This window comes from Desulfovibrio legallii, assembly GCF_004309735.1.
GTDB lineage: Bacteria > Desulfobacterota > Desulfovibrionia > Desulfovibrionales > Desulfovibrionaceae > Desulfovibrio > Desulfovibrio legallii.
The window spans coordinates 40,708-53,992 of sequence record NZ_SIXC01000006.1 but is presented as its reverse complement, the minus strand read 5'-3'; the positions used below and the strand labels follow the sequence as shown (position 1 = coordinate 53,992).

14 protein-coding genes and 1 riboswitch are annotated in these 13,285 nt (G+C 63.2%); of the genes, 8 read left to right on the top strand and 6 right to left on the bottom strand.

Annotation, left to right across the window (positions count from 1 at the left end; all coding sequences use genetic code 11):
• Nucleotide 1: 1 nt before the first annotated feature.
• Genes EB812_RS05950 through EB812_RS05940 form a run of 3 tightly spaced genes read left to right on the top strand, consistent with a single transcriptional unit; the run spans nt 2 to nt 2,707 of the window.
• Nucleotides 2-1,228 carry an ABC transporter permease subunit gene (locus tag EB812_RS05950; RefSeq protein ID WP_130957930.1) on the top strand — a complete coding sequence of 409 codons (1,227 nt, stop codon included), beginning with the start codon at nt 2-4 and terminating at the stop codon, nt 1,226-1,228.
• A complete protein-coding gene (locus EB812_RS05945) occupies nt 1,225-2,010 on the top strand; it encodes an ABC transporter ATP-binding protein (RefSeq protein ID WP_130957929.1) in 786 nt (261 codons plus the stop codon). Before EB812_RS05950 ends, EB812_RS05945 begins: the two co-directional genes overlap by 4 nt.
• Nucleotides 2,003-2,707 (top strand): ABC transporter ATP-binding protein, encoded by a 705-nt coding sequence (locus tag EB812_RS05940; RefSeq protein WP_118229216.1) that lies wholly within the window; start codon nt 2,003-2,005, stop codon nt 2,705-2,707. Before EB812_RS05945 ends, EB812_RS05940 begins: the two co-directional genes overlap by 8 nt.
• A gap of 294 nt (nt 2,708-3,001) precedes the next feature.
• Here EB812_RS05940 and rbr read toward each other — a convergent pair whose 3' ends face one another.
• On the bottom strand, nt 3,002-3,577 hold the full coding sequence (gene rbr / locus EB812_RS05935; RefSeq protein WP_118229217.1) for a rubrerythrin: 576 nt from the start codon (nt 3,575-3,577) through the stop codon (nt 3,002-3,004).
• Between the two features lie 134 nt (nt 3,578-3,711).
• Nucleotides 3,712-4,185, bottom strand: coding sequence for a FlxA-like family protein (locus EB812_RS05930; protein WP_118229218.1), 474 nt, complete (start codon nt 4,183-4,185; stop codon nt 3,712-3,714).
• 220 nt (nt 4,186-4,405) lie between these two features.
• Here EB812_RS05930 and EB812_RS05925 point away from each other — a divergent pair, with 220 nt between their 5' ends.
• The gene (locus tag EB812_RS05925; RefSeq protein WP_130957928.1) at nt 4,406-5,248 is read left to right on the top strand and encodes a M48 family metallopeptidase; all 843 of its coding nucleotides are present in this window, start codon (nt 4,406-4,408) and stop codon (nt 5,246-5,248) included.
• Nucleotides 5,249-5,373: 125 nt separating this feature from the next.
• Here the strand turns inward: EB812_RS05925 and EB812_RS05920 are convergent, their stop codons facing one another.
• Together EB812_RS05920 and EB812_RS05915 are read right to left on the bottom strand one after the other, a co-directional pair.
• Nucleotides 5,374-6,033 (bottom strand): potassium channel family protein, encoded by a 660-nt coding sequence (locus EB812_RS05920; protein ID WP_118229219.1) that lies wholly within the window; start codon nt 6,031-6,033, stop codon nt 5,374-5,376.
• A 47-nt stretch (nt 6,034-6,080) separates the two neighbouring features.
• Entirely contained in the window at nt 6,081-7,445 is a 1,365-nt protein-coding gene (locus EB812_RS05915; protein WP_130957927.1) for a TrkH family potassium uptake protein, read from the bottom strand.
• A 75-nt stretch (nt 7,446-7,520) separates the two neighbouring features.
• Nucleotides 7,521-7,641, top strand: a riboswitch (TPP riboswitch).
• Nucleotides 7,642-7,698: 57 nt separating this feature from the next.
• On the opposite strand from EB812_RS05915, the gene thiC reads away from it, so the two are divergent.
• Nucleotides 7,699-8,979 carry a phosphomethylpyrimidine synthase ThiC gene (gene thiC / locus EB812_RS05910; RefSeq protein WP_118229220.1) on the top strand — a complete coding sequence of 427 codons (1,281 nt, stop codon included), beginning with the start codon at nt 7,699-7,701 and terminating at the stop codon, nt 8,977-8,979.
• Nucleotides 8,980-9,388: 409 nt separating this feature from the next.
• Here thiC and EB812_RS05905 read toward each other — a convergent pair whose 3' ends face one another.
• Both EB812_RS05905 and EB812_RS05900 read right to left on the bottom strand, forming a co-directional pair.
• Nucleotides 9,389-10,093, bottom strand: a complete 705-nt coding sequence (locus EB812_RS05905) for a hypothetical protein (protein WP_118229221.1) — start codon at nt 10,091-10,093, stop codon at nt 9,389-9,391.
• A gap of 162 nt (nt 10,094-10,255) precedes the next feature.
• Nucleotides 10,256-10,756 carry a VUT family protein gene (locus EB812_RS05900; protein ID WP_118229222.1) on the bottom strand — a complete coding sequence of 167 codons (501 nt, stop codon included), beginning with the start codon at nt 10,754-10,756 and terminating at the stop codon, nt 10,256-10,258.
• A gap of 147 nt (nt 10,757-10,903) precedes the next feature.
• On the opposite strand from EB812_RS05900, the gene era reads away from it, so the two are divergent.
• From era to EB812_RS05885, 3 genes are read left to right on the top strand one after another with little or no spacing between them, the layout of a single operon-like run.
• The gene (gene era / locus EB812_RS05895; RefSeq protein WP_118229223.1) at nt 10,904-11,827 is read left to right on the top strand and encodes a GTPase Era; all 924 of its coding nucleotides are present in this window, start codon (nt 10,904-10,906) and stop codon (nt 11,825-11,827) included.
• 4 nt (nt 11,828-11,831) lie between these two features.
• Entirely contained in the window at nt 11,832-12,545 is a 714-nt protein-coding gene (locus tag EB812_RS05890; protein WP_130957926.1) for a YggS family pyridoxal phosphate-dependent enzyme, read from the top strand.
• A 58-nt stretch (nt 12,546-12,603) separates the two neighbouring features.
• Complete coding sequence (locus EB812_RS05885; RefSeq protein ID WP_118229225.1) at nt 12,604-13,260, top strand: flagellar basal body-associated FliL family protein; 657 nt, start codon at nt 12,604-12,606, stop codon at nt 13,258-13,260.
• Nucleotides 13,261-13,285 lie beyond the last annotated feature (25 nt).

Here is a 13,285-nt window from a genome sequence, read left to right as displayed (position 1 = left end):
CATGCATCGCATCCGTAAAGCCGCCATTGCCGCAGTCTGGTTTATGCTGTTGACCCTGCCGGTGCTGGGCATCAAGCTCAACACCGTGGACCGCACCGTCAGCTGGCGTTTCGACCGCATCCTTATTCTGGGCGTGGCCATCTTCGGCCTGGCCCTGATCTGGGACTGGTGTTTCACCCGCAAGGCCCGCGGACTGCCCCTGCTCTCCCTGCCGCACACGGGCGGCCTTCCTGCCCGTCTGGCCCTGCTGCGTGAGCGGCCCCGCGTGCTGGCGGCGGCGCTGGGTGCGCTTTTGGGCGTCATGGTCATCATGCCCTGGATCAGCTCCTTCTACCAGACCAACATCATGATCTCGGCTCTGCTCTACGTGATGCTGGCCCTGGGCCTGAACATCGTGGTAGGCTTGGCCGGCCAGCTGGTGCTGGGCTATGTGGCTTTTTACGCCGTGGGGGCTTACACCTACGGCCTGCTTAACCAGTTTTTCGGCCTGGGTTTCTGGACCTGCCTGCCCGTGGGCGGGGTCATGGCCGTCCTGTTCGGCTTGGCGCTGGGCTTTCCCGTACTGCGCTTGCGCGGCGACTATCTGGCCATCGTAACCCTGGGCTTTGGCGAAATCGTGCGCCTGACCCTGCAGAACTGGACCTCCGTCACCGGCGGGCCGCGCGGCATCGGCGACATCCCCCGGCCCAGCCTGTTCGGCATAGCGATGGACATCAGCGCCAGCACTACCTATGTGTACTATCTGGTGCTGGCCGCCGTCATCGTAACCATCGTGGTCATCAGCCGGCTGAAGAACTCCCGCGTGGGGCTGGCCCTGCAGGCCCTGCGCGAGGATGAAATTGCCTGCGAGGCCATGGGCATAGACATCACCCGCGTTAAGCTCTCGGCCTTTGCCCTGGGCTCCTGCTGGGCGGGCTTTGCAGGGGTCATCTTCGCGGCCAAAACCACCTACATCAATCCCTCCAGCTTTACCTTCATGGAATCGGCCATGATCCTTTCCATGGTAGTGCTGGGCGGCATGGGCTCCATTACCGGCGTGGTCATCGCGGCCCTCATCCTCATTCTGGTGCCGGAATACCTGCGGGCCTTTTCCGAATACCGCATGTTGCTCTTCGGCCTGACCATGGTGATCATGATGCTCTTCCGTCCGCAGGGGCTCATCAGCGGCGAACGGCGGCGATACCACATCAGCGCCCCGCACGGCGAAGGCAAAGGAGAACGCTCGTGACCCCCGTGCTGGAAGTACAGGATCTGACCCAGGATTTCGGCGGCCTGCGCGCCCTCAACGAAGTTTCCCTGACGGTCGAGGAAAGGGAAATTGTGGCCCTGATCGGCCCCAACGGTGCGGGCAAGACCACATTTTTCAACTGCGTCACGGGCATCTACACCCCCACCGAGGGCAAGGTGCACCTCTATGACGCGCAAGGGCAACAGCATTTGCTCAACGGCGTAAAGCCGCACAAAATCACGATGATGGGCATGGCCCGCACGTTTCAGAATATCCGCCTGTTCGGCGAAATGACCGTGCTGGAAAATGTTATGATTGGCCGCCACTGCCGCACCAGCACGGGCGTTTGGGGCGCGCTGGTCCGCGACAGCCGCTCCCGCAGGGAAGAGCAAGCGAGCATTGACCAGAGCTATGCCCTGCTCCAACTGGTACAACTGGAAGAATTCTGGAACGAAGCCGCCCACAACCTGCCCTACGGCGCACAACGCCGCCTGGAAATCGCCCGCGCTCTGGCCACGGAACCCCGCATGCTCTTGCTGGACGAACCCGCCGCCGGCATGAACCCTCAGGAAACCAACGAACTCAAAGACCTGGTCCTCTCCATCCGTGACGCCAAAAAAATCTCCATTTTGCTCATTGAGCACGATATGAGCATGGTCATGTCTCTTTCCGACCGCATCTATGTCATGGAATACGGTTCCTGCATCGCCACGGGCACCCCGGCGGAAATCCGCGCCAACCCCCGCGTCATCAAGGCTTACCTGGGAGAAAGCGATGCTTGAGCTCAGCCATGTGGATACCTACTACGGCAATATCCAGGCCCTGCGCGATATTTCTCTCACCGTAGAGGAAGGCGACATCGCCACGCTCATCGGGGCCAACGGCGCCGGCAAATCCACCACGCTTATGACCATTTGCGGCATCAACCGGGCCCGCCAGGGCGAAATACTCTGGTACGGCAAGCCCATCCACACCCTGCCGCCGCACGAAATAGTGGCTTTGGGCATCTCGCAGGTGCCCGAAGGCCGCCTGATCTTTCCCGACCTGAGCGTGAGCGAAAATCTGGACCTGGGCGCTTTTCTGCGCAAAGACGCCGCCGCTATAAAGCAGGACCAGGACTACGTCTTCAGCCTCTTCCCCATCCTGGCCGAACGCCGCCGCCAGCTGGGCGGCACGCTTTCCGGCGGGGAACAGCAGATGCTCGCCATCAGCCGCGCCCTCATGGCCCGTCCCAAACTGCTCTTGCTGGACGAACCTTCGCTGGGCCTCGCCCCCATCATCATCCAGCAGATCTTTGACATCATCCGCAAGGTCAATGCCGACGGCACCACTGTTTTTCTGGTGGAACAAAACGCCAACCAGGCCCTGCGCATCGCCACCCGCGGCTATGTCATGGAAAACGGCCGCATCGTCATGCACGACACGGCCGCCAATCTTCTTAAAAGCGAACAGGTCCGCAAAGCCTACCTGGGCGTTTAGCCGCAAACATTTTGCGGGGCGAGGAGTTTTTTCAAAAAAACTTCCCGCCCCGCAACGCTTTCTTTCTCAAGAACGCTTTCTTTCTCAAGAATATTGTACTGTTGGTACGTTACACTATCAACGTTGGTACTGCGCCCACTCCGGCATGCAGAACAATTTCATTTTGAAATTACTCCGGCGGCTGCGTAAGCAGGCGCCCGCCAGCCGGTCTCGGCACAATATATTTGTGCTGGTAACCACCGAAGTGAACGTAGTAAAATCTTTGAGAATGTCTATTCTCAAAGGTGAAATGCTCTAAAAGGAGTAGTTCAATTCCGCAAAATAGGCTTTGGGGTGCGCACAGGCCGGGCAGACTTCGGGGGCGTGCTCGCCTTCCACCAGACAGCCGCAGTTAAGGCAGCGCCAGACTGTAGGCTTGTTACGCACGAACATGCGGCCTTCCTTGATATCATTGGCCAGGCTCAGGAAGCGCTTTTCATGGTAGGCTTCGGCCACGGCAATGTGCCGCATGACAGCGGCCACTTCGGCAAAGCCTTCCTTTTCGGCGGTGGCGGCAAAGGAGGGGTACATGGTGGTGTGCTCGTAGTTCTCGCCGCCGGCAGCCGCGCGCAGATTGGCTTCGCTGGCGCCGATGACGCCTGCGGGATACCCGGCCTGGATCTCTACCTCGCCGCCTTCAAGAAACTTGAACAGACGCTTGGCATGTTCCTTTTCCTGCAAGGCTGTTTCCTGAAAAATTTCCTGCACCAGCACATAGCCGTCTTTTTTGGCCTGACCGGCAAAAAAATCATAGCGGTTGCGGGCCTGGGATTCGCCGGCAAAGGCCGTAAGAATGTTCTTCTCGGTCTGGCTGCCTTTCAAGGATTTCATCGCTGCCTCTCTTTGCACAAAAAGTGCAGGGTTGAGGATTAGTTGCAAGAGTATACACCGCGCCAAAAAGGGGATAGCCGCCGCCATCCCCTCCAAGGTTTGAAATAAGTACGTTAGGAATGCCTGTCAAGGCATCAGCTTTGGGCCGCCGCCAGCTGGGCCTCCAGGGCAGCCAGCTGGGCCTGCAGAACATTCATCTTGCTCTCCACGGCCTGGTCCGCGCCCGCGCCGGCCTGATTGGCCAGACTGGTCAGCTGACTTTTGATGGATTCTATCTGTTTTTTGATGCTTTCCACCGTATCGCTGCTCGAAGAAGACCCGCCGGAGCCGCTTGCGGCGGCACTGCCGGCGCTGCCGGAACTTTCTTCAGACGCAGAGCTGTCCGCATCTTCGCTTTCGCTTTTTGTGGAGGTCGTGGACGTAGTGCCCGAATCGTACTTGTGGATGCTCTCCGAAAAGAGTTTGCGGGCTTCGTCGGAAATATCCACGGTGTCGCCGGAAGCCGTGTCGCCGGCTGTGCTGCTGCTTGAACTGCCCGTGCCGTTAATGCCGAAAATTTCCTCAATACTGGTGACGCCACTGCTGCCGCTGATGCTGCCAATGCTCATAAGGCTCTCCTTGTGCGTTTACCATCGCCGTCTGCCCCGCAGACAACGCCCGTCCGCCCGTATGCCCGCCGGGAAAAATTTTCGCGCCCGCGCGCGCCCTATTCCAGGCTCCGCACAAAAAGCAAAAATTATGCCGCAAGCCATATAGCTCGGCCCAAAGCCGGCAAACCGCCGCCAGTCAACCTTTACAGCCTCAGCCCCCTGTGGCAGCATGGCCCGCATGGCTGCAAAATTTGCCGCTCCCTCCCCGCCAGCGAGCGTCCCTTTTCTGCTGGCCGACGGCACCCTGCTGACCGCCACAGTGCGGACCTCGGCCCGCGCCCGGCGCACGCGCCTCTCGCTCAGCCCCGGTGGCGCGCTGACCCTGACCGTGCCGCAAGGCCTGTCCCTGCAGCTGATTGAGATGAGCCTGCCCCAATTTTTGCCTTGGCTGGAACGCGCCTGGACGAACCACCACGCCCGTACGGCGGAACCGGCCTTGCCCGCGGCCGTCAGCCTGCCGCCTCTGGACACGCGCTGCGGCGTGGTCCACGACGGCAACATGGCCGCCGGACGTGCGGCGGCCATGGCCGCAAACGCACGGCCCCTGCTGCTGCAGACCTCGGCAGGACGCGTCCTGCTGGTGGAAACGCCCGGCTTGCTGCGGCTCTATGGTGCCACAGCGGCAGAACCCTGCGCCCTGGCCCTGCAGCACTGGTGCCGTAAACAGGCTGAAGCCTTCCTGCCCACCTGCGTGGCAAACCTGGCCCGACGCGGCGGCTTCGCCCTTGAAAGAACCCGCGTGCGCGACCAGCGCAGCCGCTGGGGCAGCTGCACCAGGCAACCCGCCTCGGACGGCACGCCTGCCGCCCGCATCAGCCTCAACTGGCGCGCCCTGCTCCTGCCCACGCCCCTTTTGGAACACCTCTGCTGGCACGAACTCTGCCACCTGCGCCACATGAACCACTCCCCGGCCTACCGCGCTGAACTGGCGCGCTACTCCCCCCGCTGGCCGGAACAGGAAAAAGCCCTCAACCTGGCCTGGCGCAGCCTGCCCCGCTGGGCTCTGCACAGGGAAGGCTGACGGTTTTTGCGGGAAGGAGGAGAAGGTCGGACGGGGTGGACAGCGGTGCCGCCCAAGGCACGAAGCCGTGTGGCGCCCCCTCTGCCGTAATCAGAAAAAAACCTCACGCCTGCAAGGCTTTTGCGTCAGGGCTGCAGCTCGCGCATGGCGTTGGCCCGGCCCGCCACTACCAGCGTATCGCCCCGGTGCAGCACGGTCACCGCCGGAGGCACAAACATAAAGGAGTACTCCCCCACGGGGCGGATACCCAGCACCATGACGTTGAAGCGCTGCATGAGGTTAAGGTCAATCAGGGTCTTGCCATCCCACTGGTCCACACGCAGTTCCTGAATGGCTATGCCGCCGTATTTGGGGATAAGGTCCAGCATGCCGGGGTAGGTAAGCTGGTGGGCGGCCATGACGGCGGCTTCCATTTCCGGCACCAGGGCGCGGTTCACACGCAGGCGCTGCAAAATCTTTTTGTGCTCTTCATTGGAAGCCTTGACCCATATCTTGGGGCCGCCCAGCTCCTGCACATTGAGGGTGATGCTCAAGGACTGCTCCACGCTCTGCCCCACGCTGATGACCACCCAGTCCAGATCCTGCACATGCAGGGAGCGCAGCACGGCAATATTGGTGGCGTCCGCCTTGTAGACCGAATCCAGCGCCTCTTCGGCACGCTGCACCGGGCCTTCGGCCTGGTCTATGCCCACCACGGTATGCCCCAACGAAACCAGGGTGGTGGCCATGCGCAGCCCAAACTTACCCAGGCCGATGACGCCTATTTCCAATTTTTTTTCCGCCATGTTTTCTCTCCCGCTTTGGTCCTTCCCACTGCGCAAGGCCGGGGCGGCTACCCGATGGGCAGCTCGGTTTCCGCCACCGCATAGGCTTTGCGCGGCTGCAGACTCTGCACAGCCATGAGCAGACTGAGCAGACCCACACGCCCCGCAAACATGTTGACCATAATAATGCCTTTGCCCCACGGGCTGAGCTGGGGCGTGAGGTCCAGTGAAAGCCCCACCGTACCCAAGGCGGACACGGACTCGAACAAAATGCCCAGCAGGGAGGGCCCGCCCGGCTGCGCGCCGCCCAGAATGCCGTGTTCCGTCATGCTCAGCAAAAAGGTGGTCAGGCCGATGAGCAGAGAATAGACGAAGAACAGGGTCAGCGCCCTGGTGACGTTATCCGTAGGCACGCCCCGCCCTTCCAGCACAATCTGCCGGTCGCCGCGAAACTGCGCCGCCACATAGCCCGTGAGCACCCGAAAGGCCACCACCTTGATGCCCCCGGCGCAGGAACCGGGCCCCCCACCCACAAACATGAGGGCCATAAGCACCAGCAAAGAAGCCTCACTCAGCGTTGTGGTGTCCACCAGATTAAAGCCCGCCGTGCGCGCCGCTACGGACTGGAACAGGGCCGTGCTGGCCAGGGTCGCGCCTTMGCCCAGGTCGGCTTCATTGCCCACGCGCAGATGCTCTATGCCGTAGATGAACGCCGCGCCGAAAATCACCAGAAACAGGGTAGTCTTGAGCACCAACCGGCTGAAGCGGCTGAAACGCCGCACCGGCGCGCCCAGTCTGCCGCCCGTACACAAGCCCAGCCCCTCGCGCAGCACGCCGAAGCCGATGCCGCCCAGAAGAACGCTGCCGCAGATGATCAGGATAACCACCCAATCCTGCCGAAAGCTCATAAGATTGTTGGAATTAAGCGAAAAACCGGCGTTGCAGAAGGCCGAAACCGCGTGAAACACCGCGCTGAAGGGATAAAAGGCCACGGGGTCGTGCCAGTAAAGCAGCAGGGCCGCCACGGCTTCAATGCCCAGCACCAGGCCGAGCACCTGAAACAAAAAAGCCCGCAGACTGAAATCACCGCCCAGCAGGGCCTGACTCACGGCCTCTCGGCTGGAAAAAGGCACGGCCTTGCGCCAGAGCAGAAAAATAATGCTCGTATAGGTCATGACGCCCAGCCCCCCCAATTGCACGAGGGCCAGCAGCACAATCTTGCCCAGGGGGCTCAGCACCGCGCCCACGTCCACGGGGGAAAGCCCGGTGACGCATACGGCCGAGGTGGATAAAAAGGCGGCGTCCACCAGCGTCAGATTCTGACCTGAACGGCAGCTGGCCGGCAGGTGCAGCAGCAGCGCGCCAAGCGCGATGACCAGCAAAAAAGAATATACCGGCCAGGTGAAGGGGCTGAACAGACGGTTGCGGCGCATGCCCCCCATGTATGCCACGGCGGGCGCGATTGCAAGCCGGGGTCTTTACAAGCGGACGCAGCGGGGCTATGTTGCACTTCGAGCTAGGGGAGCCGCAAGCCGCCCGTACCGGGCCCTGCGGCTGAGAGTGGGCCAACCCAGACCCTATGAACCTGACGCAGTTCGCACTGCCGGAGGGAAGCCGCGGCCACAATGCTGTCATCCGCTGCTTGTGGCTTTTTTAGCGCCCTGCGTCGCAACCCGCGAGGCACTCATGTCCCAGCAACTCCTTTCCCAGAACGCCGCCCTGCGCGGGCTGCTCGACCGGCACCTTGCCGGTCTGTCCAGCCAGGAGCAGCTTGCCCCCGAAACCGTCACCAGCGCCCTGGAAGCGGGTGCCATGGTGCTTTTGGGCAATCCCGCCCACGGCGGCCTTGATCCCATTTTGGTGGGGCAGCCCGCCAGCGTCAAGGTCAACGCCAATATCGGCACCTCCCCCCTGTGCAACTGCCCCCACACTGAAGAGCGCAAAATCAAGGCCGCTCTGGAGGCCGGAGCCCACACGGTCATGGATCTTTCCATCGCCGGAGATCTGGACGCCCTGCGCACGGGCATGCTGGCCGCCTGCCCCCGCCCCCTGGGCACCGTGCCCCTGTATGCCGTGGGCCAGCGCATCCTGGATGCGGACAAAGACATCGCCAGCATGGACCCGGACCAGCTGTTTGACGAAATTGCCAAACAGGCGCGTCAGGGTGTGGACTTCATGACCGTGCACTGCGGTCTTTCCCGGCGCGGAGCGGAAATGGCCGTCAAGGACAAGCGTGCCCTTGGCATTGTTTCCCGCGGCGGCTCCATGCTGGCCCGCTGGATGCTGGAAAACGACCGCGAAAACCCCTTGCTGGAAGACTTTGACCGCCTGCTGGAAATCTGCCGCCCCTACAACGTCACCCTCTCTCTGGGTGACGGTCTGCGCCCCGGTGCGGGCGTGGACGCGGGCGACGCGGCCCAGTGGGAGGAAGTGATCAACCTGGGGCAGCTGGCCCGCTACGCTCTGGAGCGCGGCGTGCAGTGCATGATCGAAGGCCCCGGCCATGTACCGCTCAATCAGGTGCGCACCCAGATTCAGGGCATCAAGCGCCTTACCCACAACGCCCCGCTCTATGTGCTGGGGCCCTTGTGCTGCGACAGCGCCCCCGGCTACGACCACATTGCCGGCGCCATCGGCGGCGCTCTGGCCGTGGAGGCGGGCGTGGACTTCCTCTGCTACCTCACCCCGGCGGAACACCTGACCCTGCCCGACGAGGCCGACGTGCGCGCCGGGGTCATGGCCTCTCGCGTGGCCGCGCAGGTGGGCGAAGTGGCCCTGGGCCGTCCGCAGGCCGTGGCCCGCGAGGCCGCCATGAACCAGGCCCGTCGCGCCCTGGACTGGGACGGCATGGCCAAGGCCGCCCTGGACCCCAGCACGCTGGCCAAACGCCGGGAAGCCCACAAAGATGAAGAAGTCTGCGCCATGTGCGGCAAATTCTGCGCCGTGAAAATGCTGCAAGGCAAATAAAGGCACTCCGGCAGGACCGCCCTGACGCGCGGCCGGCCATGACGACAGGGGCCCGCATTAGCGCATTTAACACTTGAAATGCTCGCTTACGGCAGGCAAAAAAGCCTGCCTTCTCGCATTTCGTGGCAAGGATTTTCAAGAAAATCCTTGCAGAGCCGTTAGCTCATTTCATTCGCTAACGGCTCTAGCCCAACGGCAAAAGCCCCCGTTCCCGCCTTACGCGGGGCCGGGGGCTTTCTGCAGCAAAACCGCGCCGTTGACGCCGTGGGCGCAAAAAAGGCTGTTTTTGTTCAAGTGGGGCGACCAAGGGGCATTTCCACCCTTTCACCGCGCTTGCCCCGCTTCAGACCGGCTGCGGCGAAAGCCTGCACCCCAGGGCTCTCCAGCCGGAACGCGCCGACACGCAGCTCTACAGCTTGGTCACGCCCTGATTGTCGGCCCGGTTGTCCGGGGTGGGCGCGGGTGTGTCTGGCGCAGGCGCATCCTGATCAGGCGCTCCCTGCCCAGGCGTCCGGGGCGCGGCCGGGGCCTGCTGCGGCCCGGCTTCCGGTTGCGGCGCCGTCTGCGCGGCATATTCCCTGGCCGTACCTTCCAGCATGGCCTGCCCCACCACCAACCAGCGGTCGCCCTTTTTACGCAAGGCCAACCAACTGGTCATGCCCGCAGGAGTGGTCACCTTGGCCACAGCGGCGTCCTGCCCAAGCTCCGTGACCTGCGCCTTGCGCAGACTTTCCGGTACCCAGGGGCAGTCCGGGGTCGCCGCCGCACGGCACTGGGCCGCCAGTTCGCCCGTACTCACGCCACGGGTGTACTGTTTGTTGAGGCGGGCTTCCATATCAAGAACGCTGCCCAGCAGGGAATCCATGCCGCCCAGGCCCAGCATGCGGCCCATGGAATCCAGGGTGCTCAGGGCCTGATCGTTGCGGGTCATATTTTTGACCTGATTGGCGGCAAAGGTCTTCAAATCCATCTGGGCAAGAAAGGCAGTACTGTCGTTTTTGTTCAGGGCGTCGGCCTGGGCGTCCAGGACCTTCTGCGGGCCGGAGGTGGTGCAGCCCACAACGACACCCGCCAGCAACAAGGGCATGAGGGAATGGAGCAGAGCTTTCTTCATAGGGGGGTTCTCCTGCGCGCAGAAAACCGCTGGGGTGCGCGCCATAACAGTATAGCCCACGGCCCGCCCAGTACCTGGGGACATCCGGCCAGGGCGGACGAAAAGGAATGCGCCACGTCGATGACGCGGGCTGCAGTAGGCTGCAAAGCCTGCGGCCCCGGCTCAGGAACGCGGGTCGACCAGAGCGTATGCGCGCTGTTCGCGCCGCCGCACCAGACAGAAAACCAGCAGCGCGCCCACCAGTTTGCTCAGGCTCATGATGACGACGGACCAAGGCGTGGCCAGACCGATAAGCCCCAGAAACACGATGCTGTCCAGAGGCGCGCTGACCAGGCTGGAAATGAGGATGCGCTGCGAAAAAGGCCGGTTGGTAAAGGTGTACAGGGCCCAGTCGCCCAGTTCGCCCACGGCAAAGGCTGCGGCGCTGGCCACGGCCAGTTGCGGAGTGGCCATATACCAGCTCACCACGCACCCCACCAGCATGGCCCAAAGCACCTTGTGCCCCACGCGACGCTGGGCGTAATCGCGCACCACAAAGATGAAGCCCACCACCAGAGACATGGGCGGCCACATTTCGCCGTTGGGCAGCGCGATAAGCGGTGTGACGGCAAAGCCCCAGTTCACGCCCACAATAAGGGCCATATAGGTAAACAGCGTAAACATAAAGGCAGAGTAAGCGCCGCCCGCTTCGGCGTCAAGACCGCCGCTTGACCCCGGCGCGCGGATGTGGGACAGAAAGGCTGTTTTGACACTGTTTCCACAAGGCCCGCAAAGCGGGCGCAAGGCCGGCCCCGCCGGCCGGGAGAAGGCATGACGGACCAGCACCACCGTTGCGGCCGGGTCGCCCTCATGGGGCCGCCCAATGCGGGCAAATCCACCCTGCTCAACGCCCTTCTGGGGCAAAAGGTGACCATTGTCACCCCCAAACCGCAGACCACGCGCAACCAGATTGTGGGCATCCTCACGGACCCGGGTTCGCAAATCATTTTTATGGATACGCCGGGCCTCACCCAGATGCGTGGCCGCCTGAGCAAGACCATGCTCCAGGCCGTCTGGCAGAGCCTGAGCCAGGCGGACGTGATCATGCCCGTGCTGGACGCGCACCTCTATATCCGCCATCCGGAATTTCTGGAGCGCGACCTGGCCCCCGTGGCCCAGGCGCTTGCCAGCGACACGCGCCCCATGATCGTGGTGGTCAACAAGGTGGACCTGTTTGCGGACAAAAGCCGCATGCTGCCCCTGCTCACCCAGCTGCACGAAATGTGGCCCGGATCGGAAATCTTTCCTGCTTCAGCGTTGTTGCGCGACGGCCTGCCTGAACTGGCCGCCCTGGTGCGCTCCCGCCTGCCCGAAGCCCCGGCGGAATTTCCCGAAGACCAGATTTCCACGGCGCCTCTGCGCTTCATGGCGGCGGAGATCATCCGCGAAAAACTCTTCCTGCACCTGCGGCAGGAGGTGCCCTACACCGTGGCCGTGGATGTGGAGAACTGGGAAGAAGACCAGGAACGCGGGCAGACGCTTATTCAGGCCACCATCTATGTGGCCCGCCCCATGCACAAGGCCATGGTCATCGGCCGGGCCGGCGCGGGCATCAAAGAAATCGGCACCGAAGCCCGCAAGGACATTGTGGAACTGCTGGGCGGCAAGGTGCACCTGGACCTGTGGGTCAAGGTGCGCGAGCACTGGACTGAAGACGTGGCCTTTTTGCGCGACATGGGCCTCATGGCGGAATAAAGGCATGGACGACGCACTGCTGCGACGCTACCAAAACCTGCAGGAACGGCTGCAGGCCRCCTGCGACCGGGCCGGACGCCCCCGCGCCGAGGTGACTCTGGTGGCCGTATCCAAGCTGCATCCGGCAGCGGACATCGCTGCTCTGGCCCACGTTGGTCAGGTGGACTTTGGCGAGAATTACGTCCAGGAGGCTCTGCAGAAGCAGGCCGATCTGGCGGCGAACCCGGCCTGCGGGCACGTCCGCTGGCACATGATCGGCCATGTGCAGCACCGCAAGGCGGCGCAGGTGGCCGGAGCCTTTCACCTGCTGCACAGCCTAGATTCCCGCCGTCTGGCCGAAGCGCTGGAACGGCGGCTGGCGGAGCAGAACCGGCGTCAGCCCGTGCTCATTGAAGTTAATTTGGCCGCCGAGGCGCAAAAATCTGGCCTGGGGGCTGAGGATTTGCCCGCTCTGGCCGATTATGTCTGTGAAAGCTGCCCGCATCTGGACCTGCAGGGGCTCATGTGCCTGCCCCCGGTGTTTGACGCGGGCGACGCGGCCCGGCCCTATTTTGCCCGCCTGCGCGGCCTGCGCGACGCCCTGCGTACACGCTTAGGCCTGCCCCTGCCCGAACTTTCCATGGGCATGAGCGGCGACTTTGCCGGGGCCGTGGCCGAGGGGGCAACGTTAGTACGCATCGGCACGGATATTTTCGGGCCGCGTCCCGCCAAAGCCTGACAGGGCAAATGACCGGCGGGGCCAGCCCGGGGCAGACGGAAACGTTCTGGAGTACGCTATGGCGGCCAAGGAAAAGGAAGCGCCGGCCCTGCCCGAGGGGCAGGCCGAAAATCCCAAGAAGCGTTCGCGCCTCAAGCGCATCATCATTATTGCGGCCATTCTGCTCATGACCCTGAGCGGGGCCGGCCTGGGCGCATACTGGTGGCTCTACCTGCGCACGCCCGCAGCGGGCGAGGCCGCGCCGGAAGACCCGGCCGCCACGGCCCCGGCCAGCGCCCAGAACAAGGCGCAGCCCAACGCGTCGGCCGGCCACGGCGCAACGCCCGCAGGCCAAGCAGGCCAGGCTGGTCAAGGCAACGGCCAGGGCGGCCCTGAAGGCGCGCGCATAGAACGGCAGAGCGACCTGCCCCGCAGCGCCGGGCTGGTGCTGCCCCTGCCGGCCATTACCGTCAATCTGGCCGACCCCGCCGGACGGCGCTACCTCAAGCTGGGCATGGAAGTGGAGGTCAACGCCGACGTCTCCAAAGAGCTGCAGGGCAACAGCGCACGGGTGCGCGACGCCGTGATCATGCTTCTGGCGGGCAAGACGTACGCGGACGTGGCCTCGCCGGAGGGCAAGGTGCTGCTCAAGGCCGAGGTGGCGGCGCGGCTGAACCAGATTTTGGGCGCGCAGCGGGTTATCCGCGTATACTTTACCGATTTTGTTGTGGAATAACGCCGGAGCACAACTCCGGCCGCAG